This is a genomic window from Pseudochelatococcus sp. (genome assembly GCF_050946405.1).
Lineage (GTDB): Bacteria > Pseudomonadota > Alphaproteobacteria > Rhizobiales > Beijerinckiaceae > Pseudochelatococcus.
The window spans coordinates 519,890-545,817 of the sequence record NZ_JBMNUS010000001.1; the positions used below are offsets into that span (position 1 = coordinate 519,890).

The 25,928-nt window shown below is 71.7% G+C and carries 25 protein-coding genes, 1 pseudogene and 1 riboswitch; of the genes and pseudogenes, 9 read left to right on the forward strand and 17 right to left on the reverse strand.

Annotated elements, in window-relative coordinates; genetic code table 11:
- Positions 1-47: 47 nt before the first annotated feature.
- Genes cobF through cbiE form a run of 6 tightly spaced genes read right to left on the reverse strand, consistent with a single transcriptional unit; the run spans position 48 to position 5,403 of the window.
- A complete protein-coding gene (gene cobF / locus ACOYJQ_RS02175) occupies positions 48-818 on the reverse strand; it encodes a precorrin-6A synthase (deacetylating) (protein ID WP_433456066.1) in 771 nt (256 codons plus the stop codon).
- A 21-nt stretch (positions 819-839) separates the two neighbouring features.
- Positions 840-1,607 (reverse strand): adenosylcobinamide-GDP ribazoletransferase, encoded by a 768-nt coding sequence (locus ACOYJQ_RS02180; protein ID WP_433456068.1) that lies wholly within the window; start codon positions 1,605-1,607, stop codon positions 840-842.
- Positions 1,608-1,611: 4 nt separating this feature from the next.
- Positions 1,612-2,946 (reverse strand): cobyrinate a,c-diamide synthase, encoded by a 1,335-nt coding sequence (locus ACOYJQ_RS02185; RefSeq protein ID WP_433456070.1) that lies wholly within the window; start codon positions 2,944-2,946, stop codon positions 1,612-1,614.
- Positions 2,943-3,707: a precorrin-4 C(11)-methyltransferase gene (gene cobM / locus ACOYJQ_RS02190; protein ID WP_433456072.1), complete on the reverse strand. Its 765-nt coding sequence runs from the start codon at positions 3,705-3,707 to the stop codon at positions 2,943-2,945. The genes ACOYJQ_RS02185 and cobM overlap by 4 nt, the downstream gene beginning before the upstream one ends.
- Complete coding sequence (locus ACOYJQ_RS02195; protein WP_433456074.1) at positions 3,704-4,165, reverse strand: cobalamin biosynthesis protein; 462 nt, start codon at positions 4,163-4,165, stop codon at positions 3,704-3,706. Before ACOYJQ_RS02195 ends, cobM begins: the two co-directional genes overlap by 4 nt.
- Positions 4,162-5,403: a precorrin-6y C5,15-methyltransferase (decarboxylating) subunit CbiE gene (gene cbiE, locus ACOYJQ_RS02200; RefSeq protein WP_433456076.1), complete on the reverse strand. Its 1,242-nt coding sequence runs from the start codon at positions 5,401-5,403 to the stop codon at positions 4,162-4,164. Before cbiE ends, ACOYJQ_RS02195 begins: the two co-directional genes overlap by 4 nt.
- Between cbiE and ACOYJQ_RS02205 the strand changes: the two genes are divergently transcribed.
- Entirely contained in the window at positions 5,402-6,283 is an 882-nt protein-coding gene (locus ACOYJQ_RS02205) for a cobalt-precorrin-6A reductase (RefSeq protein WP_433456078.1), read from the forward strand. The genes cbiE and ACOYJQ_RS02205 overlap by 2 nt on opposite strands.
- Here the strand turns inward: ACOYJQ_RS02205 and ACOYJQ_RS02210 are convergent.
- The 6 genes and pseudogenes from ACOYJQ_RS02210 to cobW all read right to left on the reverse strand — a co-directional run bounded on the left by ACOYJQ_RS02210 (position 6,247) and on the right by cobW (position 14,257).
- Positions 6,247-7,059: a precorrin-3B C(17)-methyltransferase gene (locus ACOYJQ_RS02210; protein WP_433456080.1), complete on the reverse strand. Its 813-nt coding sequence runs from the start codon at positions 7,057-7,059 to the stop codon at positions 6,247-6,249. The two genes, ACOYJQ_RS02205 and ACOYJQ_RS02210, sit on opposite strands and share 37 nt — an antisense overlap.
- The gene (locus tag ACOYJQ_RS02215) at positions 7,056-7,802 is read right to left on the reverse strand and encodes a precorrin-2 C(20)-methyltransferase (RefSeq protein WP_433456082.1); all 747 of its coding nucleotides are present in this window, start codon (positions 7,800-7,802) and stop codon (positions 7,056-7,058) included. Before ACOYJQ_RS02215 ends, ACOYJQ_RS02210 begins: the two co-directional genes overlap by 4 nt.
- 108 nt (positions 7,803-7,910) lie before the next feature.
- A pseudogene (locus tag ACOYJQ_RS02220) lies at positions 7,911-8,546 on the reverse strand (precorrin-8X methylmutase); the annotation flags it as partial.
- Positions 8,543-9,799 (reverse strand): precorrin-3B synthase, encoded by a 1,257-nt coding sequence (gene cobG / locus ACOYJQ_RS02225; protein WP_433456084.1) that lies wholly within the window; start codon positions 9,797-9,799, stop codon positions 8,543-8,545. The pseudogene ACOYJQ_RS02220 and the gene cobG, both read right to left, overlap by 4 nt.
- Entirely contained in the window at positions 9,796-13,155 is a 3,360-nt protein-coding gene (gene cobN, locus ACOYJQ_RS02230; RefSeq protein ID WP_433456086.1) for a cobaltochelatase subunit CobN, read from the reverse strand. The genes cobG and cobN overlap by 4 nt, the downstream gene beginning before the upstream one ends.
- Positions 13,156-13,189: 34 nt before the next feature.
- Positions 13,190-14,257 (reverse strand): cobalamin biosynthesis protein CobW, encoded by a 1,068-nt coding sequence (cobW, locus tag ACOYJQ_RS02235; RefSeq protein ID WP_433456088.1) that lies wholly within the window; start codon positions 14,255-14,257, stop codon positions 13,190-13,192.
- Positions 14,258-14,296: 39 nt separating this feature from the next.
- A riboswitch (cobalamin riboswitch) is annotated at positions 14,297-14,508 on the reverse strand.
- Positions 14,509-14,700: 192 nt separating this feature from the next.
- Between cobW and cobU the strand changes: the two genes are divergently transcribed.
- The 3 genes from cobU to ACOYJQ_RS02250 are packed head-to-tail and all read left to right on the forward strand — an operon-like array spanning position 14,701 to position 17,361.
- Complete coding sequence (cobU, locus tag ACOYJQ_RS02240) at positions 14,701-15,222, forward strand: bifunctional adenosylcobinamide kinase/adenosylcobinamide-phosphate guanylyltransferase (protein WP_433456090.1); 522 nt, start codon at positions 14,701-14,703, stop codon at positions 15,220-15,222.
- Between the two features lie 48 nt (positions 15,223-15,270).
- A complete protein-coding gene (gene cobO, locus ACOYJQ_RS02245) occupies positions 15,271-15,885 on the forward strand; it encodes a cob(I)yrinic acid a,c-diamide adenosyltransferase (RefSeq protein WP_433456092.1) in 615 nt (204 codons plus the stop codon).
- A gap of 27 nt (positions 15,886-15,912) precedes the next feature.
- Positions 15,913-17,361: a cobyric acid synthase gene (locus ACOYJQ_RS02250; protein ID WP_433456094.1), complete on the forward strand. Its 1,449-nt coding sequence runs from the start codon at positions 15,913-15,915 to the stop codon at positions 17,359-17,361.
- Here the strand turns inward: ACOYJQ_RS02250 and cbiB are convergent.
- Entirely contained in the window at positions 17,345-18,337 is a 993-nt protein-coding gene (gene cbiB, locus ACOYJQ_RS02255; protein WP_433456096.1) for an adenosylcobinamide-phosphate synthase CbiB, read from the reverse strand. The genes ACOYJQ_RS02250 and cbiB overlap by 17 nt on opposite strands.
- On the opposite strand from cbiB, the gene cobD reads away from it, so the two are divergent.
- Genes cobD through ACOYJQ_RS02270 form a run of 3 tightly spaced genes read left to right on the forward strand, consistent with a single transcriptional unit; the run spans position 18,338 to position 21,562 of the window.
- Positions 18,338-19,411 carry a threonine-phosphate decarboxylase CobD gene (gene cobD, locus ACOYJQ_RS02260; protein ID WP_433456098.1) on the forward strand — a complete coding sequence of 358 codons (1,074 nt, stop codon included), beginning with the start codon at positions 18,338-18,340 and terminating at the stop codon, positions 19,409-19,411.
- A gap of 5 nt (positions 19,412-19,416) precedes the next feature.
- Complete coding sequence (locus ACOYJQ_RS02265; RefSeq protein WP_433456100.1) at positions 19,417-19,992, forward strand: tyrosine phosphatase family protein; 576 nt, start codon at positions 19,417-19,419, stop codon at positions 19,990-19,992.
- 37 nt (positions 19,993-20,029) lie between these two features.
- Positions 20,030-21,562, forward strand: a complete 1,533-nt coding sequence (locus ACOYJQ_RS02270; protein WP_433456102.1) for a cryptochrome/photolyase family protein — start codon at positions 20,030-20,032, stop codon at positions 21,560-21,562.
- Positions 21,563-21,588: 26 nt separating this feature from the next.
- Here ACOYJQ_RS02270 and ACOYJQ_RS02275 read toward each other — a convergent pair whose 3' ends face one another.
- Positions 21,589-21,669, reverse strand: coding sequence for a hypothetical protein (locus ACOYJQ_RS02275; protein ID WP_433456409.1), 81 nt, complete (start codon positions 21,667-21,669; stop codon positions 21,589-21,591).
- 7 nt (positions 21,670-21,676) lie between these two features.
- On the opposite strand from ACOYJQ_RS02275, the gene ACOYJQ_RS02280 reads away from it, so the two are divergent.
- On the forward strand, positions 21,677-21,907 hold the full coding sequence (locus tag ACOYJQ_RS02280; RefSeq protein ID WP_433456104.1) for a LysR substrate-binding domain-containing protein: 231 nt from the start codon (positions 21,677-21,679) through the stop codon (positions 21,905-21,907).
- A gap of 75 nt (positions 21,908-21,982) precedes the next feature.
- Here the strand turns inward: ACOYJQ_RS02280 and ACOYJQ_RS02285 are convergent, their stop codons facing one another.
- From ACOYJQ_RS02285 to dsbD, 3 genes are read right to left on the reverse strand one after another with little or no spacing between them, the layout of a single operon-like run.
- Entirely contained in the window at positions 21,983-22,684 is a 702-nt protein-coding gene (locus tag ACOYJQ_RS02285; RefSeq protein ID WP_433456106.1) for a L,D-transpeptidase, read from the reverse strand.
- A complete protein-coding gene (locus ACOYJQ_RS02290; RefSeq protein WP_433456108.1) occupies positions 22,681-23,322 on the reverse strand; it encodes a DsbA family protein in 642 nt (213 codons plus the stop codon). The genes ACOYJQ_RS02285 and ACOYJQ_RS02290 overlap by 4 nt, the downstream gene beginning before the upstream one ends.
- Positions 23,323-23,350: 28 nt before the next feature.
- Positions 23,351-25,141 (reverse strand): protein-disulfide reductase DsbD, encoded by a 1,791-nt coding sequence (dsbD, locus tag ACOYJQ_RS02295; protein WP_433456110.1) that lies wholly within the window; start codon positions 25,139-25,141, stop codon positions 23,351-23,353.
- 113 nt (positions 25,142-25,254) lie between these two features.
- Here dsbD and ACOYJQ_RS02300 point away from each other — a divergent pair, with 113 nt between their 5' ends.
- Complete coding sequence (locus ACOYJQ_RS02300) at positions 25,255-25,917, forward strand: response regulator (protein ID WP_433456112.1); 663 nt, start codon at positions 25,255-25,257, stop codon at positions 25,915-25,917.
- Positions 25,918-25,928 lie beyond the last annotated feature (11 nt).

Sequence of the window (25,928 nt, forward strand, 5' to 3'; positions counted from 1 at the left end):
CGGCGGGCAAGTGATACCCGCGCGGCGGGCAAGTGATACCCCGTTTCTCAAGTGACGCCCTGTCTCTTGCGCAGCAGGTAGATGTCCATGATCCAGCCCTTGCGCCGGCGCAGATCGGCGCGGGTGGCGGCGATCTGCGCCGCGACATCGGCGAGCCGGCCGCTGATGACGGTTTCGTCCGCCATGCCGAGATACGCGCTCCAGAAGATGTCGAAGGCGTCGCCGGCGAGATGGCGGAAGCTCAAGTCGCCGTCAAGCATTACCAGCGCCGTGTCGGCGTTGTCGGGAAAACCCTCCTGCGCCAGCCTGCGGCCGGTGGTGATGTGAACCGCGCCGCCGATGGTGTTGAGCGGCATGCGAAAGCTTGCCGCCAGCGCCTGCGGGCTGGCGATGCCGGGAATGACGGTATGGTCGATGGCGAGATCCGCGCTCTCCCTCAACAGCGCCACGATGCGCAGCGTGCTGTCGTAGAGCGACGGATCGCCCCACACGAGGAGCGCCGCCGTGCCGCCTTCCGCGAGATGCGTCTTGAGCAACGCGCGGTAGGTGGCCGCGATGGCAGCGTGCCAGTCGTCGACGCCGCCGCGATAATCGGCGCGCGCCGCGTCGCGCTGCGGCAGGTCGAAGGGCACGAGGCGCGTGCGCGGATTGGTGAGGTAGCGGGCGCAGATCTCGCGGCGCAGGTCGGCCAGTTCCGCCTTTTCCGCGCCCTTTTGCGGAATCAGCACGATATCGGCGCGGTTGAGCGCGCCGATGGCCTGCACGGTCATGTGCTCGGGATTGCCGGCGCCGATGCCGATGATGAGGATATGGCGCATGAAAGGGGCTCCGTCGGCGTTTCAGGGCAGGAAGGCGCAGGCGGTGAGCAGCAGCGCGATTTCCGCGCCCTGCTGGAGCGCCCCCACGACATCGCCCGTCTGCCCGCCGATCTGGCGCCGGCACAGCCGCCGCAGGGCGAAGAACCAGATAACGAGCGGCAGAGGCGCGGCGAGCGCGAAAGGCACGCCCGGCGGCAACAGCGCCAGCGCGCCGATCAGCAGCGCGGCGGCGGCGGTTTTGCCGCCGATGCGCCCCATGCCCGCCGAAAGGCCGTCGGCGCGGGCGGGCGGCACGGCGCGCATGAAGGCGGGCATCAGCGCGCGTGAGGCGACATGAGCGGCGACGAGGGCGCTCGCGGCTGCCGCCATGCCGTGTGCCGCCAGCGCCGCCAGCGCCGACCAGCGGGCGAGGCAGCCGAGCGCGAGCGCCAGCACGCCATAGGTGCCGATGCGGCTGTCCTTCATGATGGCGAGCTTGCTGTCACGATCGCGCCCGCCGCCGAAGCCGTCCGCGACATCGGCGAGGCCGTCCTCGTGCAGCGCGCCGGTCACGAGCACCGATCCCGCGATGGCGATCGCGGCGGCGGCTTCCGCCGGCAGGCGCAGGGCGAGCGCCAGCGCCAGCAGGCCCGCGCCCGCCGCCGCCGGCGCCAGCCCCGCTATCGGCGCGGCCCATTGCCGGGCGGCGAAGGGGCGATCCGTCGGCGGCAGGGCCGGCACGGGAACGCGGGTGTAGAAGCCGATGCAGTGCAGGATGTCGGCGAGCGGCGCGGGGCGGTCGGCGGTCATGGCGTCAGGCCCCTGCGGGATGGCGCGCGATGGCGTGGAAGAAGGTGCCGCTCACCAGCCCGCGCCGCGCCCCGGCGAGGCCGAGGCTGTTGCCCTGCCCGTCGAACAGCTCCGCGAGGGCCGCATCCTCGCCCCGGTCGAGAATGCGGGAATAGTGGAACTCGTGCCCGCGCACGATCTCGCCCTTGCGGCCGATGGGGCTGTCGGCCAGCAGCAGCGCCTGCCGGTAGCCCAGATTCATCTTTCGTTGCGCGAAGCTCGTCACATGGCCGAGCAGCCCGGCCATCCGGTGGCTGATGCCGTTCGCATCCTCCAGCGCTCGCCCCAGCGCCATGAAGCCGCCGCACTCGCCATGCACCGGCCGCGTTGCGGCGAAGCGGGCGAGGGTGTCGCGGAAACGGCTTGCGGCGGCGAGCTTGCCGGCATGCAGTTCGGGATAGCCGCCGGGCAGCCAGCAGACATCGCATGTCGCATCCGGCGCCTCGTCCGCGAGCGGCGAGAAGGGCAGGATTTCCGCGCCGGCCTGCCGCCACAGCCGCGTGACATGCGGATAGACGAAGCTGAACGCATCGTCGAGCGCGACGGCGATCCGCTGGCCGGGGGGCGGCAGGGCGAAAGCCGTGCCGGCCGCATTGCCGGGCGCGGGTGCGAGAGGGGCCGCGATGGCGAGCACGGCGTCGAGGTCGAGCGAGGCTTCCATGCGGTCGGCCAGCCGGTCGATGAAGGCGTCGAGCGCCGCGTGCTCGCCGGCCTGCACCAGCCCGAGGTGGCGCTCGGGCAGGGCCATGTCGGCATTGCGGTATACCGCCCCCGCCACGGTGAGGCCGAGCGCCTCGACGGCCTGGCGCGCCAGCCGCTCGTGCCGTTCGCTGGCGACCTGGTTGAGCACCACGGCGCCGATGCGCACCTGCGCGTCGTGGGTCGCGAAGCCGCGCGCGATGGCCGCCGCCGTCTGCGACTGGCCGGAGATGTCGAGCACGAGCAGCACCGGCAGTCCGAGGCGGCGCGCCAGATCCGCCGCCGCGCCGCTGCGCCCCGCATCCGACACGATGCCGTCGAACAGGCCCATGGCGCTTTCGACGACGAGCACGTCCGCGCCTTCCGTCTGCGCATGCACCAGATGGTCGATGAAGTCCGGGGCCATGGCCCAGCTGTCGAGATTGACGCCGGTCGCGCCGGTCGCCGCGTGGTGAAAGCCGGGGTCGATGTAATCGGGGCCGGATTTCGCCCCGCGCACGGCGAGGCCGCGGCGTTTCAGCGCGCGCATCAGGCCGATGGTGACGCTGGTCTTGCCGGCGCCGGAGCGTGCCGCGCCGATGATGATGCCGCTGGTGCTCACAATCCGTCGCGCCCCCTGAAGCGCCGTTGATAATCGATGCTGTAAAGGGCGCTGTCCTGAAAGTCGCTCGCCGCGAGGGAGCGCCCGACGAGGATGAGCGCCGTGCGCTCCACCGGATCGGCGGCGATCCTTTCCGCGATGGTGGCGAGCGTGGCGCGGATGATCCGCTCGTCCGGCCAGGAGGCGCGCACCACCACGGCGACGGGGCAATCCGCGCCGTAGCAGGGCGCGAGCGCCGCCACGATATCCGCGAGGCGATGGATGGCGAGGTGGATGGCGAGCGTCGCGCCGGTGGCCGCGAAGGCTTCGAGCCGCTCGCCTGCGGGCATGGGCGAGGCGCGGCCCGACACGCGCGTCAGCACGAGGCTCTGGGCCACGCCCGGCAGGGTCAGTTCGCGCCCCAGCGCCGCCGCCGCCGCCGCGAAGGCCGGCACGCCGGGCGTGAGCGTATAGGGAATGGCGCGCGCGTCGAGCCGGCGCATCTGCTCGGCCACCGCGCTCCACACCGACAGATCGCCCGAATGCAGCCGCGCCACATCCTGCCCGGCCGCATGGGCGCGCACGAATTCCGCCTCGATGTCGTCGAGGGACAGTGGCGCGGTGTCGACGATGCGCGCGCCGGCGGGGCAATGGTCCAGCAGGGCGGGCGGCACCAGCGAGCCGGCATGGAGGCAGACGGGGCAGCGCGCGATCAGGTCGCGCCCGCGCACCGTGATGAGATCGGCGGCGCCGGGACCCGCGCCGATGAAATGAACGGTCATGATCGTGGCTCCCGAAGGCTTGATGTTGCGATGGCGCAGGCGGCCGCCCCGCGCACGGCGCGCGGATGCGCGAGCCGCCCGCCGCTTGCCGCGAGCGCCGCCGCCTCCGATACGCAGGCGATGCCGGTGGCGGCGAGCGACGCGGCGCTCGATGTCGGGCAGCGGGCCGAAGCGTCCCGCGCGGCGGCTTCGGAGACGACGACGAGCGGCACTCCGAGCGCCCGCGCCGCGTCGGCGATGGCGGGCTCGTCCCGCTTCAGCGCGATGGTCGCCAGCGCGGCGAGGTGCGCGCGGGCGAGGCCGTTGACGGCCAGCGCCGCCTCAATGGCGGCCAGCACGTCGGCGAGCGGCGCGCCCTTGCGGCAGCCGATGCCCGCCAGCGCGCTTGCCGAGGAACTCTCTCCCCGAAGCCGGTTCTGTCCGATCGGAAGATGATCCGTCGTTTTCGTGGCGCTCATGGTTTCACCCACCGCCATTGCGTCACGGGCATGGCGGGCCGCCAGCCGGCCATGCCGCCGAGCGGCGCGGCGCGGGCAATGGCGATGCGCGTCAGTTCCCCGCCGTGCCGGCGGTGGAGGTCGATGAGCAGCGCCTCCATCGCGAGCGTCACCGCATTGGCGACGAGCCGGCCGCCGGGCCGCAGGGCGTCGATGACCGCCGGCATGACGCCCTCGTCCGTGCCGCCGCCGCCGACGAAGACGGCGTGCGGCGGCGGCAGGCCCGCGAGCGCGGCGGGCGCCGCGCCGGTGACGATCCGCAGGCCCGGCACGCCGAGCCGGGCGGCGTTCTCGCCGATGCGGGCGGCGCGCTCCGCGTGTTCCTCGATGGCGATGGCGCCGAGGGAGGCGTCGGCCAGCATCCATTCGATGGCGACGGAGCCCGCCCCCGCGCCGACATCCCACAGGAGTTCGCCGCGCCGGGGCTGAAGCGCGGATAGGGAGAGCGCGCGCACCTCCCGCTTGGTGATCTGGCCGTCATGGGCGAACAGATCGTCGTCGAGCCCGGCGGCGCGCCCGAGGATGCGCGCGTTGTGGGCCGCGGCAACGGTGATCGCCACGACATTGAGCGGATGGAACGGCGCATCGCCAACGGCTTCCGCGCGGCCGGCGATCACGGCTTCCTCCGCGCCGCCGAGCGCTTCGAGCACCCGGAAGTCCGATGCGCCGAAGCCTGCCTGCGTCAGCAGGGCGGCGATGGCGGCGGGCGCCTGCCCGTCCGAGGTGAGGGCGAGAACGCGCCGCCCCGGATGGAGCAGCGGCAGGATGAGCGCGATCGGGCGGCCGTGCAGCGAGACGGTCTCGACATCCTGCAACGCCCAGCCGAGACGCGCCGCCGCGAGGCTGAAGGCGGACGGCGCGGGAACGACGCGCATCTCGCCGGGCGGCACATGGCGCGCCAGCGTCGCCCCGACGCCGTGGAGGAACGGATCGCCCGAGGCCAGCACGCAGACGGGCTTTCCCCGCAGCGCCAGCACGGCGCGCATCGCGGCATCGAAGGGTGTGGGCCAGGGATGCGCCGCGCCGCGTATGAGCGGGTGCGCCAGCGCGAGATGCCGCGCGCCGCCGAACACATGGGCGGCGGCCCCGATCAGCGTCCGCGCCTGTTCCGCGAGGCCGGCGACGCCATCCTCGCCGACGCCCACGACGGACAGCCACTTTTCCGTTGCCGCGGGTGAGCGGGAAACATTAGATGCCATGATGACGGCCGATCATTCTGAACCGCATCCCGTTCTCGTTCTCGGCGGCACGGGCGAGGGGCGGCAACTGGCGCAAAGCCTTGGCGCATGGCCGCAACTCGCGGTCACGCTGTCGCTCGCCGGGCGCACGGCGCAGCCGCAACTGCCGCCGGGAAGGGTGCGCGTGCGCACCGGCGGCTTCGGCGGCGCTGAAGGGCTCGCCGACCATCTGCGCCGCGAGGCGGTGCGTGCGCTGGTCGACGCCACCCATCCCTTCGCCGCGCGCATGTCGGCCCATGCGATCAGCGCCGCGCGCCTTGCCGGCGTGCCGCTGATCGCCGTCGTCCGCCCGGCCTGGGTGCGGCAAGCCGGCGACCGCTGGATCGAGGTCGCCGACATGGCCGGCGCGGTCGCGGCGCTGGGCGCGGGAGCGCAGACCGTGTTCCTCGCCATCGGCCGGCAGGAGGTCGCCGCCTTCCGGCAGGCGAACTTCCGGCAGGCGAACTTTCGGCAGGCGTCCCGGCATCGCTATGTCGTGCGCAGCGTCGATCCGGTCGCGCCGGAGCATCTGCCGCCCGGCGCGGCGGTGGTGCTGGCGCGCGGCCCTTTCGCGGAGGAAGAGGAGCGGCGTCTGTTCGAGACGCACGGGGTGACGGTGATCGTCGCCAAGAACAGCGGCGGCGAGGCGACCTACGGCAAGATCGCGGCGGCGCGTCGGCTCGGCCTGCCGGTCGTGATGGTGCGGCGTCCGCCCGTCGATGCGGCCGGGAGCGCGCCAGACGCCACCGTGCCTGATGCCATTGTGCCTGATGCCATTGTGCCCGATGTCGCCGCGGCGCTGGCGGCGTTGCGCCGGTTGCTGCCTCATCCGCCCGCCCCTCCCGTCGAGCGGGGCGAATAGACGAGCGGCGGCAGGCCGGGGCGTTCCACGAGCCGCGTTTCCGGCGAGCCGATGATGACGCAGGTCGCCATGTCGGCAAGGCCGGGATCGGCCTCGTCCAGCCGGGCGATGGCGATACGCCCGCCTGCCCGCCCCACCGCGCGGCCGAAGATGACGGGCGTCGCGGCGGGCAGATGCCCGCGCAGGATGGCGAACGCCTCCCCGAGTTGCCACGGGCGCGCGCGGCTGATCGGATTGTAGAGCGCGATGACGAAGCCGGCCGAGGCGGCCGCCCGCAGCCGCTGCGCGATCGTCGGCCACGGTTTCAGGTTGTCGGAGAGCGACAGCGCGCAGAAATCGTGTCCAAGCGGTGCGCCCGCCCGTGCGGCGACCGCCAGCATGGCGGTGATGCCGGGAATGACGGCGAGGTCGAGCGCGCGCCAGACTTCCGGGCCATGCTCCACCGCCTCGCAGACCGCCGCCGCCATGGCGAACACGCCCGCGTCGCCGCCCGATACGATTGCGACATGCCGTCCCGACGCGGCGAGGTCGAGCGCCGTCCGTGCCCGCGCCAGCTCCTCGCGGTTGTCGGAGGCGTGCCGGCGCTGGCCGGCGGGGCCGGGCGGCAGGCGGTCGAGATAGGGGCCGTAGCCGATGAGGTCCGTCGCGGCCGCGAGGGCCGCGCGCGCCTCGGGCGTGATCTGGTCCGGGTGGCCGGGGCCGATGCCGATGACGTGCAGCTTGCCGCTCGCTTGCACTTCGGTGATGGGTATTTCGCTCATGGATATTTCGCTCATGGGCGCTTCTCCCAGCCGGGCACGAGGATCAGCGAGAAATAGGGCGCGTCGTCGTCGGGCTTGTCCGCCAGCGGCATCATCGCGCCGTCGCTCATGGTGCCGCGCTCGACATAGAACGCCCTCGCCAGCTTGCCGGCTTGCGCGAGCGCCCGGCGCACGGCCGGCAGGTTGCGCCCCACCTTCATGATGACGGCGGCCTGCGCATCCGCGAGCCGCCGCGCCAGTTCGGCTTCCGGCAGGGTGCCGGGCAGCACGGCGAGCACGTCGTCGCCCTGCACGAGCGGCAGGCCGGCCGCCGACCAGCAGCCGGACATGGCCGGGATGCCCGGAACCACCTCCGCCGGGTAGCGGTGCGCGAGGCGCACATGCAGATGCATGTACGATCCGTAAAGGAACGGATCGCCCTCGCTCAACACGGCGACCGTCCGTCCCGCGTCGAGATGCGCGGCGATGTCCTCGGCCGAACGGTCGTAGAAGGCGGTGATCGCGGCGGTGTAATCGGGATGCGCCCTGTCGATCTCGGTCGTGACCGGATAGAGCAGCGGCAGTTCCGCGATATCGGGGCGCAGATGGCCGGCCACCGAACGGCGCGCGTTGCTGCGTCCGCCCGCCAGATGATCCGCGCGGCGCTTGGCGAAATGCGCCACCACATCGGCCTCGCCCAGCACGCGCACGGCTTTCAGGGTCAGAAGTTCCGGGTCGCCGGGGCCTGTGCCGACGCCGATCAGTTTTCCGCTCGCCATTCGCCCCTACGCTCCGCTTCCGCCGGCAGTATCGGCCGCCGCCGTCGTATTCAGGGCGTTGACGGCTGCCGCCGTCATACTCAAGGCATTGACGGCTGCCGCCGTCATACTCAAGGCGTTGACGGCTGCCGCCGTCATGGCGCTGCCGCCCATGCGGCCGGCGACGGTGATGAAGGGAATGCCGTGGCGGTTGCCCGCCAGCGCCTCTTTCGATTCCGCCGCGCCGACGAAGCCCACGGGGATGCCGATGATGGCGGCGGGCCGCGTGCCGCCGGCGGCGATCCTGCCCAGCAGGTGAAACAGCGCCGTCGGCGCGTTGCCGATGGCCACCACCGCCCCCGAGAGCCGCTCTCCCCACAGCTCGATGGCGGCGGCGGAGCGGGTGTTGCCGATGGCGCGGGCGTGTTCCGCCGTTCGCGGATCGCGCAGCGTGCAGATCACCTCGTTGCCGGCGGGCAGGAAGGCGCGGGTGATGCCGTGGGCCACCATTTCCGCATCGCAGAAGATCGGCGCGCCGGCTTGCAGCGCCTGCCGCGCGATGGCGACGACGCCGGGCGAGAAGATGAAATGCGCCGCCGCCTCCACCAGCCCGCAGGCGTGGATCATGCGCACCGCCACATCCGCCTCCTCCGCGGAAAAGCGCGACAGGTCGGCCTCGTCCCGGATGATGCGGAACGAGCGCGCGTAGATGGCCGCGCCGTCCTTGATGTAATCGGGAAAGTCGTCGCTCGCGGGTGCCGTCATGCCGTGGCTTTCGTCGTGTGAAGTGAAATTGCGTCGAGAAGCGCCGCCTTCATGCCGTCGTCGAGGGAGACGCCGCTTGCCGCGATGCTGCAACCGTCCGCATGGCCGGTCAGGGTGACGGCGGGCTGCGACGGGCGGGCGCATTGCTTTCCGCATCCGAATACATGCAGGGAAACGCCGTCGCCGGCGAGGCCGGGCAGGCGGGAGAGGGTTTCGGCCAGCGCCTGCGTGTCGATATGCGCCGACCCGCAAGCCGGCGCGCCGGCGCAGGCGTGGATGGCGAGGCGCGGATCGTGCGGCTCCGCGATGAGCCCATGCCTCTGCGCGGCTTCGCGCCAGCGGGCGGCCTCCATGGGCGGCAAGCCGATGGCGAGCAGGCCGGACGGCGCGAGCCGCAGCCGCGCGCCGCCTGCCGCCGCGCGCGCGACGGCCAGCAGGGTTTCCGCGCCCGTTCGGCCGAACGGCAGGGCGACGCCGTGCGCCGATCGGCCGCCGATCAGCGGAAAGACGCCGACCGGGGGCCGTGTCGGGCGTTTCACGCGGGCATTGTCGCTGACGAAACCGCCGGCGGGCATCGCCGGGTCGTCGTCGGCAAGGTCGTTGTCGGCAAGATCGCTGTCGGCAAGATCGCGCGCGCGGGCGTCCGGCCCTTTGCGGGCGATGGCTTGCAGAAGCGACAGTGTGATCGTCGCGGCGCGTTCCGCGTCGAGGCCGTCGCGCATGCGGCCGTTCGTCCGCAGCCGCCAGTTGCGCGCGTCGATGGCCTCCAGACGGATATCCGCGCCGCTCGCGCCCGGCGGCAGCGCGCCGCCGTCGTCGATCGCGACGGAGACTTTCGGGCCGAGCCTTTCAGCCAGACGCATCGCTGCCGCCCGGCGGCGCAGATCGTGGAGCAACGGGCGCGGATCGGCGTGCGCCCCGGCGTCGAGGCCGGCGAGCGGCCCCGTTTCCACCGGCAGGCCGCTGCGCAACGAAAGGCCGGACGCGGCGATCGCCTCGCCGAAGCCCGCCGCGCCGGCTTCCGCCAGGCCCCTGATCTGCAAGCTGGCGCGCGTGGTGATCTCGACAAGGCCGTTGCCGTGCGTGAGCGCCGCCTGCGCGACGTCGGCAAGCTGCGCCGCCGACAGCTCCCCCTCCGCCGGGTTGAGGCGCGCGAGCAGGCCGTCGCCCGTCGGCATGGGGCGCGCGAGCGAGGGGCAAGCGCCGCGCCGCCGCCAGGACGCGGGAGCGCCGGAGAGAGCGGGCGCGCTCATGCCGGCGCCTCCGGCCGTTCCGCATCCTGCGCGAGGCGGGCCAGTTCCTCGCCCACGCTGTTGCGGCGCGGGTGCCACAGGCCCCGCCGCAGCAGCGCGCCGAAACGCTGCGCCATCGCGCCTGCCGCGGCCGGGTTTTCCCGCAGCAGAAAATCGCGCACCGTCTCATCGGCGAGATAGGCGTCGTAAAGCGCCTCGATCAGGTGGTCGGGGATCAGGTGGGTGGTTTCCGCAAAGCCCGCCAGCCGGTCCACGGTCTCCAGCAGTTCGGCCGCGCCGCGCGGGCCGTGGCGCATCTGGCCGGCGATGAAACGGGAATTGACGGCGCGGGCGTGCACGACGAGCGTCACCGCCTCCAGCAGCGAGCGGGCGCGCGGGCGCGCGGGGTCGCGCGTGTCGAGCACGACGAGATCGGCCTTGCCGCCCAGCGCCGCCACCGCGGCGGAAAAGCCGCCGACGAAGGCGACATCGGCCGAACCCTCCAGCATGTCGCGGCCGGGATCGTCAGCCGCATGCACCAGCAATTGCGCCGCCGCCACCCGCTCGGCGAAGGCGCCGGGGGCGGCCTCGCCCTCTCCCTCCGCGCCGCCGAAAACATGGGAGGCCGCGTCGAGATAGGCCCGCCCCAGCGCGGCGCGGTCGCGCCAATCGCCGCTCGCGAGACGTTCTTCCGGGCCGGCGCCGTAGGTGCCCGGCGCGGAGCCGAAGATCCGGCGGGGCGCGCGGCCGCTCAGATGCGCCGCCGCCGCGAGCGGGTTGTCGTCGCCTTCGTCCGCCCGCAACGCCACGGCGCGGGTGGCGGCGTCGAGAAGCGCGATCTGGCTCGCGAACATGTCGCGGAACAGGCCGGAGATGCGCCAGGTGACATCGACCCTCGGGCGGCCGAGACGCGCGGGCGGCAGCACCTCGATGCCGGTAGCGCGGCCGGTCGCGTGGTCCCATTGCGGGCGGCAGCCCATCAGGGCGAGCCCTTGCGCGATTTCCTCGCCGCCGGTGCGCAGGGAGGCGCTGCCCCAAAGGTCCATCAGCAGCGCGCGCGGCCATTCGCCATGATCCTGCAAATAGATGCGCAGGATCTCATCCGCCGCGCGCTCGCCCAGCGCCTGGGCGGTCGGCGTCGGCAAGGTGCGCGGATCGCTGGTGAAGAGGTTGCGGCCGGTGGGCAGCACATCGGTGCGCCCGCGCGACGGCGCCCCGGCCGGGCCGGGCGGCACATGGGCGCCGTCGAGCGCGGCGAGCAGGGCTTCGCGCTCGCTCTGCGCGCTGCGCAGCCGCTGCGGGTCGACCTCGCCGGCGGCCGGGCGGCCATAGACGTGCTGGCCGTCCTTGATGGAGAAATCCTTGATATCGCAAAGCCATGCATCGATGCGCCGCAAGGCGGAGGCTTCGTCGTCGCCCTCGCCGACGCCCGCTTCGACGGCGAGCCCGGATTTTCTGGCGCTGTCGACGATGAGCTGCGCGAGCCGCTCGCGGCGGCGGCGATCGAGGCCCTCGGCCTGCGCATATTCATCGACGAGGCGTTCGAGCGCCTGATGATCCGCGCTCAGTCCCGCCGCGCACAGCGGCGGGGTGAGGTGGCCGAGCGTGAGGGCGCCGATGCGCCGCTTGGCCTGCGCGGCCTCGCCGGGATTGCTGACGATGAAGGGATAGAGGACCGGCAGGCCGCCCGTCACCGCCTGCGGAAAGCAGGAAGGCCCGAGCGCCACCGTCTTGCCGGGCAGCCATTCGAGCGTGCCGTGCGCGCCGACATGGATGACGGCGTGGCAATCGAGCTTCCCGCGCAGCCACCCGCCGAAGGCGAGCAGCGCGTGGCGCGGTGCGCGGGCCGGATCGTGATAATCCGCGCGCCGGTCCGCCTCGCGGCCCCGGTCGGGCGCGAACGCCACCGTCACCGCGCCGAAGCGGGCATGGCGGAAGGCGAATGCGCCGTCCGGCGCGTCGTCGCCGGGCGCGCCCCATTCCCGCGCCATCGCCTCGCGCACGGCGGGCGGCTGCCCTTCCAGAAACGGCGTGTAACTGTCCAGCGGCCATGCCGGGCGCGCGGTTTCGAGCAGCCGCATCAGGTCGCGCGGTGTGGCCGGAATGTCTTCCACGACATAGCCCGCCGCGCGCAGGTCGTGGAGGATGGCGAGCACGCTCGCCGGCACGTCGAGCCCGACGGCATAGCCGGCGCGGCCGGGCGCGTTGGGATAATCCGGCATGAGCACGAGGATGCGCCGATTCCGTCGCGGCGTGCGCATCAGGCGCAGATGCGCGGCGATGCGGCCCGCCGCCTGTTCGACAAGCGCGTGCTCCGGCCGGTTGACGCGGGCGGTGAAGGCGAGCGCGTCGTCGGGTGCATCCGCATCCTTGAAGGAGATGGCCCCGGCCATGATGCGCCCGTCAAGCTCCGGCAGCACGACATGCATGGCGAGATCGGCGGGCGTGAGCCCGCGCTGGCCGGAGAGCCAGGCCTTGCGGTCGGTGGTGGCGACGACGGCCTGAAAGACCGGCACGCCGAGACGGTCGAACAGCGGCCTTTCCCCGGCGCCGGCCCCGGCGGCGAAGGCGGTGGCCGTCACGATGGCGGCCGGCCGCAGGCTTCTCGCCGTTTCCTCGATCGCGGCGATGGCCTCCGGGTCACGCAGGCCCGGCACGAAGAGCGGCACGGCGGCGATGCCCCGCGCCCGCAGCGCGTGGAACAGCGCGTCGACGGGGGCGACGTCGGCGGCCAGCAGCATCGAGCGGTAGAAGACGATCGGCACGCAAGGCGTATCGTCCGCTTCCGCCCCCAGCGGGCGGAAGCGGGCGAGCGGCACGATGCCTTCCCCCGGCAGGTAGAAGCCTGCTCTGGCTACCGGCCGGGCTTCCGGCGCCGCCACCGCCGCGCCCGCGAGCGCCGCCATGCGCCGCACCAGCGCGCGCAGGTTGTCCGGCCCGCCTTCGCGAAAGCAGGCGAGGAGGGCGGCGCGCTCCTGCGGCGGGACGGTGGAGAGCGCGGCGAGCCGCTCGTCGTCGGCGCGGCATTCGCCGGGCAGCAGCGCGAGGGCGATGGCGTGCTCGCGCGCCACCGCCGCCAGCCGGTCGCAGCCGTAGCGCCACCAGTCATAGCCGCCGAGCACCCGCGCCACGACGACGCGCGCGTGGCGCGCGATCCGTTCGATCCACAGGTCGACCGACATCGGATGGCGCAGGTCGCGCAGATGGGCGAGGCGCAGGGCCGGCACGGCATCCCCCGCCCGCCGCCATGCCGCCGCGAGGCCGGCGAGGTCGCTGTCCGTGAGGGACAGCGCCGCCATCGGCGCGGGAGACTGGCCGAGATCGACGGGTTCGATCAGGTCGTCCAGCGAGGCGGAGGTGGTGGCGAGCAGATGCATGGCTCACGCTTTGCGATATGGTCTCGCGACGGGCTCAGGCCGCGAGAATCTTCTCGACCGCCGCGCGGTCGATGCCCTTGAGGCCGATGACGACGAGGCGCGTGCGCGGCGTCTCGCCCGCGGTCCACGGCCGGTCGTAATAATGCTCGACGCGCGGCCCCGCCGCCTGCACGAGCAGGCGCAGCGGCTTGCCCTCGACATGGGCGAAACCCTTGAGGCGCAAGACGTTGGCGGCCTCGACGGCTTCGCTGACGCGCCTTGCCAGCTCTTCCGGCCGGCGGATCGCCGGCAGCTCGACGACGAAGCTGTCGAAATCGTCGTGCTCGTGATCCGCCTCGTCGTCGTGGTGCGTGCGGCGGCTCTCGATGGCGTCCTCGACGCCGATCCCCAGCCCGAGAAGCCCGAGCCCCAGCGCCGCGCCGGCGTCGACCTTGCCGTTCACGCCCGTCAGGACCCTGACGGCGGCCCGCAGATGCGGGCGCAGCGTCTCCTCGACGCGGGCGCGGCCGGCGTCATCCAGCAGGTCGGCCTTGGACACGATGACGAGATCGGCGCAGGCGATCTGATCCTCGAACACTTCCTCCACCGGATCGTCGTGGTCGATGGATTCATCGGCCGCGCGCTGCTTTTCGAGCGCGTCATGATCGGCGGCGACGCGCCCTTGCGCCAGCGCCGGGCCGTCGACCACGGCGATAACGCTGTCGACCGTGACGCGGCCGCGGATCGCCGGCCAGCGGAACGCCTGCACGAGCGGCTTGGGCAGGGCGAGGCCGGAGGTCTCGATCAGGATGTGCTCGACTTGCGGCTCCAGTGCCAGAATGCGGTCGAGCGCCGGGGCGAAATCGTCGGCGACGGTGCAGCAGATGCAGCCGTTGGCCAGTTCCACGATGTTGTCCTGCGGGCAGTTCTCGACGCCGCAGCCGCGCAGGATCTCGCCGTCGATGCCCACGTCGCCGAACTCGTTGACGATGACGGCGAGGCGGTGGCCGTCGGCCTGCGCGATGAGGTTGCGGATGAGGGTCGTCTTGCCCGCCCCGAGAAAGCCGGTGACGATGGTGCACGGCACCCGGCCACGGGCGGCGGAAAAGGCGGAATCAGCCATCGGAATGCGCTCCCTGTCCGGTGCTCCCGCCGGACGGTCAGAGTGAATCGGGTGACGGCAGGTCTCCTGGCTCCCGGATCGTCGTTCCTCCGCCGCCTTCCCGGCATCCCAGTGGCGCGAGGCGGAAGAACTCTCCGGCTACAGTTGCGGGAACAGCCGCGGCCTTGCGGGCAAGCGCCCGCGCACCGCATTCCCTCTTCGCTTCCCCCGCATCGGCCGAAACGGGGCAAGACCGTCCACGCCATCTAGGGCCGGGGCGCGAACCCTGTCAACGGCGCAGATCGGCATCGGCGGCGCGCGGGTGCGGGCGCAATCGCGCTGTCGCCCTATCCATTTGTTTACGCATCCGGTTTTCCCGAAAAGCGCACACTATCCGGCCCGATGCTGTATGTTGAACCGGGAATCGCTCCCTTCGGGGCGTCATTTCGGAGCGGGCGGGTTTCGTGTCGCATGGCGCATCCTTGACTTTCGTGCTGGGCGGCGCGCGTTCCGGCAAGAGCGGCCACGCGGAGCGGCTGCTCATGGAGCGGCCCGCGCCGTGGCGCTATATCGCCACCGCGCAGGCTTACGACGCGGAGATGCGCGCGCGCATCGCCGCCCATGCCGCGCGCCGGCCGGCGGGCTGGATCACGGTGGAGGAGCCGCTCGACCTGGCGGGAGCGCTCGCGGCCATGCCGGAAGGCGCGCCGGTGCTCATCGATTGCCTGACGCTGTGGCTGACCAATGTCATGCTCGCGCCGGACGGGCGCGACGTGGAGGCGGAAAGCCTGCGTCTGGCAGGGACGCTCGCCCGCCCGCGCGGGCCGTGGATCGTCGTCTCCAACGAGACGGGGCTCGGCATCGTGCCGGACAACGCGCTGGCGCGCCGCTTCCGCGATGCCGCCGGCCGGCTGAACCAGATGGTTGCGCAGAAGGCCGACAACGTGCTGTTCATGGTCGCGGGGCTGGCGATGCAGGTGAAATGAGCATGCATGTGAAATGAGCAAGCGGATGCCGCGGCGGAAAGGGCGGAAATGACGGAAATCACCGAGGAAGAGGCGCGTCGCCACAAGGCGCGGATGCAGAACCGCAAGGCGGTGCAGGATGCGGAAGTGGCCGCGAAGACCGGGGAAAAGGGCCTGCTGATCGTCAACACCGGCCCCGGCAAGGGCAAGTCGACGGCGGCCTTCGGGCTGGCGCTGCGCATGCTGGGGCACGGCGGGCGGGTCGGCGTGGTGCAGTTCATCAAGGGCGCGTGGAAGACGGGCGAGCGTGAGGCGCTCTCGGTCTTCGGCGAGCGCGTCGTGTGGCACACGATGGGCGAGGGCTTCACCTGGGAAACGCAGGATCTGGAGCGCGATATCGCCGCCGCCCGCCGGGCGTGGGACAAGGCGCGCGAACTGCTCGACGATCCCGCCTTCGCCCTCGTCATTCTCGACGAGCTGAACATCGCGCTGCGCTACGATTATCTCGATCTCGCGGAGGTGGTCGATGCGCTGCGCAACCGGCGCGCCGATCTGCATGTCGTCGTCACGGGCCGCAACGCCAGGCCCGATCTGATCGCCGCCGCCGATCTGGTGACGGACATGGGCGCGGTGAAGCACCATTTCGCCGCCGGTGTGAAGGCGCAGGCCGGAATCGAGTTCTGACGGATGAAACGGCCGGCGCGGGCGTTGATGTTTCAGGGCACGGGGTCGGACGTGGGCAAATCGCTCATCGTCGCCGGGCTCGCGCGGGCGCTGGCCGATCGCGGGCTCAGTGTGCGGCCGTTCAAGCCGCAGAACATGTCGAACAACGCGGCCGTCACGGTCGACGGCGGCGAGATCGGCCGCGCGCAGGCCCTTCAGGCGCGCGCCGCCCGCGTGCCGGCGAGCGTGCACATGAATCCGGTGCTGCTGAAGCCGCAAAGCGAGACCGGCTCGCAGGTCGTCGTGCAGGGCCGGGTGTGCGATCACGCCGACGCGCGCCGCTATCAGACGCTCAAGGCCGCGCTGATGCCATATGTGCTGGACAGTTTCCGGCGATTGTCGGACGAGGCGGATATCGTGCTGGTGGAAGGCGCGGGCAGCGCGTCCGAGGTCAACCTGCGCGCCAACGATATCGCCAACATGGGCTTCGCGGCCGCGACGGGAACGCCGGTGGTGCTGATCGGCGATATCGACCGCGGCGGCGTCATCGCGAGCCTCGTCGGCACGCAGGCCGTGCTCGATCCCGCCGACGCGGCGCGGATATGCGGCTTCATCGTCAACCGGTTTCGCGGCGATCCGGGGCTGTTCGCGGCGGGCATGGATCTGATCGCCGCGCGCACCGGCTGGCGCGCCTTCGGGCTGGTGCCCCATTTTCCCGAGGCGCGCCGCTTGCCCGCCGAGGATGCGCTCGGGCTGGAGCGGAGCCGGAAGGCCGAAAGCGAAAGGGGCGCGGAAAGAATCAGGATCGCCGTGCCGATCCTGCCGCACATCTCCAATTTCGATGACCTCGATCCGCTGGAGGCTGAGCCGGGCGTCGAACTCGTGCGCGTGTTTCCCGGTTCCGCCATTCCCGGCGACGCGCGGCTCGTGCTGCTGCCGGGATCGAAGGCGACGGTGGCGGGAGTGCGGGCGCTGCGCGCGGCCGGCTTCGATGTCGACATCAGGGCCCATGTGCGCCGGGGCGGCTTCGTGCTCGGGGTTTGCGGCGGCTACCAGATGCTCGGGCGCGTCATTGACGATCCGGGCATCGAGGGCGCGCCGGCGCAGGTTGCGGGGCTCGGCCTGCTGGATGTCGCCACCCGCCTCGCGCCGCACAAGCAGCTCGGACTCGTGGCGGGCGAAAGCCGCGACGGCGTGCGGTTCGCCGGCTATGAGATGCACATGGGTGTGAGCGAAGGCCCCGATGCCGCGCGGCCCTTCGCCCGTTTCGACGACGGGCGCGCGGACGGCGCGGTCTCGGCGGACGGGCGCGTCTTCGGCAGCTACGTCCACGGGCTGTTCGCGCATGATGCGCAGCGGGCCGCGTGGCTGGCGCGTCTCGGCGGCGCGAGCGCGGGCGAGGATTACGAGGCGGGCGTCGAGCGGGCGCTGGACGGTCTCGCCGCGCATCTCGCCGCGCATCTCGATCTCGACGGGCTGCTCAGCCATGCGGCATGACGAGCACGGCGAGGAGCGCGAGCACCGCGATGAAGAGCGCGTCCGCGCGGCGATAGAGGGCGAGCGCGCGGCGGATGTCGCCGGCCGTCGCCTCGCGCCTGCCGCCGGCGTTCATCAGCGCGTCTTCCACCCTTATGCCGCCGTAGCGGCGCGGCCCGGCGAGCGCGAGCCCGAGCGCGCCGGCCATGGCGGCTTCCGGCCAGCCGGCATTCGGCGAGCGGTGGCGGCGGGCGTCGCGCAGCGTCGCGCGCCACGCGCCGCGGGCGGATGCGCCGGGCGTGAAGACGGCGGCCGTGACGATGAGCAGCGCCGCGAGGCGGGCGGCGGGCAGGTTGACGAGATCGTCCAGCCGCGCCGACGCCCAGCCGAAAGCCTCATGGCGGGCGGTGCGGTGGCCGATCATGCTGTCGGCGGTGTTGATCGCCTTGTAGACGGCCGCGCCCGGCAACCCGGCGACGGCGAGCCAGAAGGCGGGCGCGACCACGCCGTCCGAAAAGTTCTCGGCGAGGCTTTCGATGGCGGCGCGCGCCACGGCCGCCTCGTCGAGGCTTTCGGGATCGCGCCCGACGATGTGCGACACCGCCCGGCGGCCGCCCGCAAGTCCGTTTCGCTCAAGCGCTTCGGCGACGGCGGCGACGTGGGCGTGCAGGCTGCGCTGGGCGAGCAACGTGCCGGCGACGAGGGCGGCCGCGATAAGGCCCATGCCGAGGCCCAAGCCGCCGCCGCAGACAAGCTGCACCGCCAGCCCGGCCAACCCGCTCGCCGCGACGAGCGCCAGCACGGCGGCGATGCCGGCCGCCCTGCGCGCGCCGGGCGCATCGCGCTCCCGGTTGAGGCGCCGGTCGAGCATGGCGATCAGCGCGCCGATCCATGTCACCGGATGGCCGATCGCGCGATAGAGGCGGTCGGGATAGCCGGCGGCGGCCTCGACAGCGAGCGACAGGAAGGCGAGAAGAGGAAACAGGGAGATTTGCACATGATCCTCCAGTCACCGGAACCCTTGCCGCCTTCATTCGCCGAAGAGAAAACGGCCGCCGATGCCGTCGCCGACCACGGCGGCAATCTCGCGCGGGCGCGGGCGCTGTTTCCCGGCGCGCCTGCGCCGTGGCTCGATCTGTCGACAGGCATCAACCCGCATCACTATCCGCTCGCGGCCTTGCCCGCCACCGTGTTTTCGCGCCTGCCGGAAGAAGCCCGCAGCCGTCGGCTCTCGGCGCTGGCCGCCGCGGTCTACGGCGCGCCGGGGCGGGGAGCCGACCATGTCGTGCCGGCGGCGGGCACGCAACTGCTGCTGCCGCCGGTCGCCGGGCTCGTGCCGCCGGGCCGGGCGGCCGTGCTGTCCACCACTTACGCCGAGCACGCGCGCGCGGCGCATCTTGCCGGCCATGCGGTGACGCAGGCGCGGACGCTCGCGGCGCTGGAGGCGGCGGACCTCGCCATCGTCGTCAACCCCAACAATCCCGACGGACGCGTCGTGGAGCGGGAGGCGCTCGTCGCGCTGGGCCGGCGGCTGTCGGCGCGCGGCGGGTTGCTCGTCGTGGACGAGGCGTTCATGGATGTCGGCCCGGCGGGCGCGAGCGTCGCGGGCGACGTGGAGGCGGCGGGGATCGTCGTGCTGCGCTCCTTCGGCAAGTTCTTCGGGCTTGCCGGCGTGCGGCTCGGCTTCGCCGTCGCGCCGCGGGCGCTGGCAGGGCGGCTTTCGGCGCGTCTCGGGCCGTGGGCGGTTTCCGGCCCGGCGCTGGAATACGGCATCGCGGCGCTGGGCGATGCGGACTGGCAGGCGCGCATGCGCGTGCATCTTGACGAACAGGCGCGGCGGCTCGACGCGCTGCTCGCGCAGGCCGGCTTGCCGGTCGCCTGCGGCACCAGCCTGTTCCGGTATCTGGACGACGTGCCGGCGCGGGATGTTTTCCTGGCGCTCGGACGATGCGGGGTGCTCGTGCGGGCCTTCGACGCGCGGCCGCGCGCCCTGCGCGTCGGTCTTCCGGCCGACGACGCGGCTTTCGCGCGGCTCGTCGGTGCGCTGCGCTCATGGCGCTCGGGAGCGTGAGCCGCATGGATTCCGTCATCCATGTCGCGCCGGCAATCCATGTGACGCCCCTGTCGCGGCTGTCCGAAACCCTGCGGCGGTCGCAGGCGGATCATCTGGTCACGATGCGTTCGCCGGGCCGCGACGTTCCCGAGGCGGCCCTGCCGGCCGGTCGTCCGCGCCATGTGCTGGAGCTCGTCTTTCACGATATCGCGGAGCCGCGTCCGGGGCTGGTCGCGCCGGCGGAAAGCGATGTCGCCGCGCTGCTGGATTTCGCGTGCCGCCGGGCGGGCAGGGGGCCGCTGGCGATCAATTGCTACGCCGGCATCAGCCGTTCGCCCGCCGCCGCCTTCATCGTCGCGGCGATGGCGTGGCCCGGCCGCGACGAAGCGGAACTGGCGGCCGCCCTGCGCCGGCGCGCGCCGGCCGCGACGCCCAATCCGCGGCTGGTGGCGCTCGCGGATGCGCTGCTCGGCCGCGGCGGGCGCATGGTCGCCGCCATTCGCGCCATCGGCCGGGGTGCGGATGCCTTCGAGGGCGAACCCTTCGCGCTGCCGCTGCCGGCGCTTCATCAACCGCCCGGCCTGTGGCGGACGGGCTGAATGACGGCATCCGATCGTTGGACTCTGACGGCCGATCATGGTCGACAGTGCGGCGCCGGCCGCGCCGCGGCTGCTCGCCGCCGTCGTGTTCAGCCGGGCGGTGTGGAGTTTCCTGAAAACCCGTGGAGCGGATCGGATGGCGGATGAGACTGTGCGCATCTATTGGCTGACCCGCGATTTCCGCTTCTCGGATAACGCGGCGCTTGCGGCGGCGGCGGAAGGAATGCTGCTGCCGGTCTTCGTCATCGACAGGCAGTTGCGCGCGCAGGGGGCGGCGAGCCGCTGGCGTGTGGAACGCGCGCTGCGTTGTTTCGACAGGCAATTGCGCGACCGCGCCGGACGCGGCGTCACGGTGCTGCAAGGTGAGCCCGAGGCGCTGTTGCCCGAACTGGCCGCAAGGACCGGCGCGCGCGAGGTGCATCAGGGCGACTGGCCCGCGCCCGACATGCGCCGCACCCAGGTGCGGGTGCGGAACGCCCTCGCGGCTCAGGACGCGCGGCTCGTGCTGCACCCCGGCCATCTGCTGGCCCATCCGCAGCGGGTAAGGACGCGCGACGGCGGAACCTACCGGGTCTACACGCCTTTCGCGCGCGCGTTGCGCGTCGCGGGGCCGGATCGCCCCGGCCCGGCGGTCCCCGCGCGCATCTCGCTTTCGCCCGAGGTTCCGGCCGGGATGCCGTTGGAGCGGATCGACCTCGCCCCCGATCTTCACGGCGGGCGTGGCGTGCTCGACGAATATGCGTTGCCGGCCGGCGAGGAAGCCGCGCTCGCGAGGCTCGACGATTTTCTCGCACGCGCGGGCTCCTACGGCCATGACCGCGATCGCCCCGATCCGGAGGCGACGTCCGGCCTGTCGGAACATCTGGCGCTTGGCGAGATCAGCCCGCGCACGGTATGGGCGGCGGCCGAACTGCGGCGCGAGACCGATCCTTCTCGCGCGGCGGGCATCGACAAGTTTCTCGCCGAACTGATCTGGCGGGAATTCGCATGGCACCTGCTGATCGACTTTCCGCAAATGGCGGAAAAACCATGGCGCGAGGAATGGGCCGGCTTCGCGTGGCGCGGCGACAACGCGGACTTCACGCGGTGGCGGCGGGGAAACACCGGCGTCGCCCTTGTCGATGCGGGGCTGCGCGAAATGCGCGTGACGGGACGGATGCATAACCGCGTCCGCATGGTCGTCGCAAGCTGGCTGACGAAACATCTGCTGACCGACTGGCGGCTGGGGCTCGCCCATTTCGCGGACAGCCTGACGGACTGGGACCCGGCCGCGAATGCGATGAACTGGCAATGGGTGGCGGGCTGCGGGCCGGACGCCTCGCCCTTCTTCCGTATCTTCAATCCCGAAAAGCAGGCGGATCAATACGATCCGCAAGGTTTTTACCGCCGCCGCTGGCTCGCGGGGCGCGAGGCGGCTTCGCCCGGGAGCCTGGCCTATTTCGACACCATCCCGCCGGGCTGGAACGTTTCGCGCGTCTGGCGGGAAACCGCCGACGCGACGACGATGACGGAGGGGCGCAATCGCGCCCTTTCCGCCTATGCGGACTTTAAGACGGCGCGCGACGCCTGAGCGTTTCCGTCGGGGCCGGTCACGGCTCACAGCTCCGCGCGGCCGCCGTCGACGACGATCTCCGCGCCGAGCATGTAGCTCGACGCATCGCTGGCGAGGAACAGCACGGCCGCCGTGGTTCAGGCCGCGATTGCCGCGCAGGGTATCGCGCTCGTGCGCAAGGCCCTCGTTGCGCGGGAAACCGACAGCGGACGGCTCGTTCATCTGCTGCCGGATCATCGCTGGCCGGTGAAATGGGCCTATTACGTGGTTGCCGGGCCCAGGGCGCTGCGTCGTTTCGAAGTGGCCGCCTTTCACGATTGGCTCGCCGGGGCGGCCTCGTCCGCGGCGCGGGAACGCCCTTGACGCCGCAAGGTCCGCACGCGGCCGTCCGAGAACGGGGAGCGGCGGCGCAAACGCCGCCGCCGCCATCCTCTCGGATTACCTCGGCGTGCCGTCGCCTTCCGCCGACAGCACGACGACTTTCGTTCCGGCCGGAACCCGCCGGTAAAGATCGATAATATCCTGGTTCATCATGCGGATGCAGCCGGAGGACATGGATTTCCCGATTGACCACGGCTCATTGGTGCCGTGGATACGGTAGAGCGAATCCTTTCCGCCTTCGAACAGATAGAGGGCGCGCGCGCCGAGCGGGTTTTGCTCCCCGCCGTCCATGCCCTTCGCCCATTTCCGGTATCTGCCCGGCTCCCGCGCGATCATGTCCGGCGTCGGTGTCCAGCGCGGCCACTCGCGCTTGTAGGCAATGTTGGCCGTGCCCGACCATTCCAGCCCTTCCCGGCCCACGCCGACGCCGTAGCGCAGCGCCTTCCCGCCTTCCTGAACGAGATAGAGATAGTGGTGCGCGGGGTCGACCACGATCGTGCCCGGCGGCTGATCGGTAGGATAATCGACCAACTGGCGCCTGTGCTGCGGCTGGAGCATCTCCAGCGAAACCGCCGGCACGGGAAACGGTTCGTTCGTCAGCGCCGTATAGCGGCCCGGCGCGGTGTCGCCGATGCCGGCGGGGGCCGTGTAAGCGACCGGTTCGACGGGGGCGGTCGAGGCGCAGGCGGCCAGACCGGACGACAGGAGAGCGAGCACCGTCAGGCGGACGTTCGCGCGGGTATCCGTTGCGAAGCTCATTCGGCCACCCTGTCGCCGGCGGCCTGACGGCGCCGTGCCTCGGCGAGCGCCTCCCTGAAACCGGCATAATCGAGAGTCGAGGTGCGGAAGGGACCGATGAGATAGGTCGGCGTTCCCTGCAGGCCGAGTGAGTCGGCCTGGCTCATGGTGCGCCGGAGCAGGGCCATGATCGCGTCGTTGTGGGTTCGGAGATCCGATTGCAGCCGGTTCATGTCGATGCCGGACGCCTTGACCGCCTCGAGCATCTTCTCCTTCGGGCTTTGCCGGCCGGGAATGGCCATCAGCGCGTGGTGAGCGAGATCGTACTTGCCCTGGTATTGGGCGGCGAGGGCGAGTTGGGCGCCGTAGACCGAGGCGTCGGTCAGGATCGGCCAATCCTTGTAAACGAGCCGGACCTTGCCGTCCTCCTTGACGATACGGGCGAGATCGGGCGCCGATTTCTTGCAGAACGGGCAATTGTAGTCCGCGAAGGCGACGATCGTGACATCGCCTTTCGGATTGCCGGTTTCCGGCGCATCCGGATCGTGCAGGATGGCCTTGATGTCGACGTCCTGCGCCTGGAGATGACCGGTCGTTCCGACCACGGTCGAGGCCGCGGCCATGCCGCCGGCCAAGGCGAGAAATTGTCTGCGTTGCATGGGAACTCCTTCGGGATGGTATGAGCGGTCACGCGCCGGCATTTTCGAGCCGCTGCATGATCTCCCGGCGCGTGACGGGGCCGATGAGGCGCGAGCCCCCGATTTCACCGCCACGGGTATCGAGGAAGAGCAGCACAGGCGGGCCGACGACGGAAAAGCGGGTCATGAGCGCGCGCGCCGCTTCATCCTGCGCGGTGACGTCGACGGCAATGACCGGCAGGGCATGCAGGCGCTCGCGGATCGCGGGCTCCTCCATCACCGCTTCGTTGGACTTGCATACCGTGCACCAGTCGGCGGTGAACGAAACCAGCACCGGACGTCCCGCAGCCTGCGCGGCCTTGAACGCGGCATCGAAGGCGGCGGAGGACGAGACGCGCCGCACATCGGCCGCCGGCGATCCCTTCGGCTGCGCGGCGGCGAGAAAGGCCAGCGGGCGCGCGGGATCGCGCGCGCCGCCGGCCGCGCCGACGAGGAGCGTGACGCCGTACACCACGGCCACCAGTCCCGCCGTCCTGGTCAGCCGGCGTTGCCAGGCGCTTGCGCCGTCGATGCGCTCGAAAGCCCCCAAGAAAACGCCTGCGCCGATCGCCAGCGCGCCCCACAGGCCGAGGCCGGCGGAAGCGGGCAGGATGCGCGCCACCAGCATCGCCGCCACGCCCAGGAACACGACGCCGAAGGCCTTGCGGACGGCGATCATCCACGGCCCGGATCGCGGCAACATGCGGGCGCCGAAAGTGCCGACGGCGATCAGGGGCAAACCCATGCCGAGGCCGAGGAAGAACAGCGCCGCCGCGCCCCGCGCCGCTTCCCCGGTCTGCACGGCATAGAGCATCGCGGCCGCGAGCGGCGGCGTCACGCAGGGGCCGATGATCAGCGCCGATCCGAAACCGAGAACGGCCGCGCCGATCAGCGATCCGCCGCTGCCCCTGCCGGACAGCCGTGTCGCCAGGGCCGGCGGCAGGGACAGTTCGAAGACACCGAACATCGAGAGCGCCAGCGCGACGAGAACCGCGGCGGCAAGCGCCAGCGCGACAGGTGTCTGAAGCAGGGTCTGGAGGTTCGCGCCCGACCAGCCCGCGGCGAACCCGACAAGGGCGTAGGCGCCGGCCATGGCGAGGACGTAGCTCGACGAGAGCGCGAAGCCGCGCGCCGCCGACAGTTTTCCCCCGGCGCCCGCCAGCATGGCCGACAGGATCGGGATCATCGGCAACACGCAGGGCGTCAGCGACAACAGCAGCCCGAAGCCCAGGAAGGCGGCGGCCATGGCGAGCGAGTTGCCCGAAAACAGCGCGGCGCCGTGCGCTCCCGCGCCGTCCCGCGGCTCCATGGTCGGAGAATCGACGGATGACATCCCGGTCGTCGGCGCTTGGCCGCCGCCGGGCCCGCGCTTCGCCGCGCCGACCGACAGCGTGGCGAGATCGACGGTCTTGCGGACGGGCGGATAGCAGATGCCCTGCTCGGCGCATCCCTGGTAATCGATTTCCAGCCTGCCGGTATCCGGCAGATCGGCGATGCGGCCGGATACGCTGCCGTGATAGATTTCGACATGCCCGAAATTCGGGTCATCCTTATCGTCGCCGGGAGGCGTCTCGATCGCGGCGGCCTCGCCGTCCAGCGTCGCCTTCAGACTGTCGCGGTAGAGATAGTTGCCCGGAGCGACGGTCCAGATGAGCTGCAACGCGTCGTCGGCCTGCCGCAGGACCCGGAGCGAAAACGCTTCGTCAGCGGGTGGCGGCGTCTGCGCCCCGGCGCCGGCCAGGGGAAACAGGATCGGCAATCCTGCCAGAAAAACGGTTACGAGCCTGAAGAGACGAGCCATGACCACCTTGCACCGCGATCGATTTGCAGTCGGGAGGAAAATGGCCGTCTACCTTAAGCCAGCCTTAAGGTAGGCGTAAAATCCGTAACGATCGGAAATTTCGGGGAACTTTCGTGCGCATACTTGTCGTCGAGGATGATCCCGTTCTCTCGGACGGGTTGAAGGTGGGCCTGGGCCTTGACGGCTCGGTTGTCGACAGCGTCGCCGCCTGCGCCGACGCGCTTGCGGCGCTGGCGGCCGCGCGGTTCGACGCCATGGTCCTCGACATCATGCTGCCGGACGGCTCGGGGCTCGACGTTCTCAAGGAAATGCGCGAGCGGGGCGACGCGACGCCGGTGATCCTGCTGACCGCTCTCGACGATCCGCCTGATCGCGTGCGCGGGCTGGACACGGGAGCCGACGATTATCTCGGCAAGCCCTTCGACCTCGATGAACTGGCCGCCCGCTTGCGGGCGATCGCCCGGCGCAAGGAGGGGCGCGCCGGCGCCGTGTTGCAGGCGGCCGGAATCGTCCTCGACCCGGCGCGCCTGACGGTTACGGCTTGTGGCGAAGCCGTTTCCCTTTCCCGGCGGGAGTTCGCCGTGCTCGCCGCGCTCATGGAGCGGCCCGGCGTCATCCGCTCGCGCGGTGAGCTTGAGGATCGGCTTTACGGCTGGCAGGAGGAAATCGAGAGCAACGCCGTCGAAGTCCACATCCATAACCTGCGCGTCAAGCTCGGGCGCGCGACCATCGAGACCGTGCGCGGCCTCGGCTATCGCTTGAGGGCTTCCAGTTGAAGGATATCCAG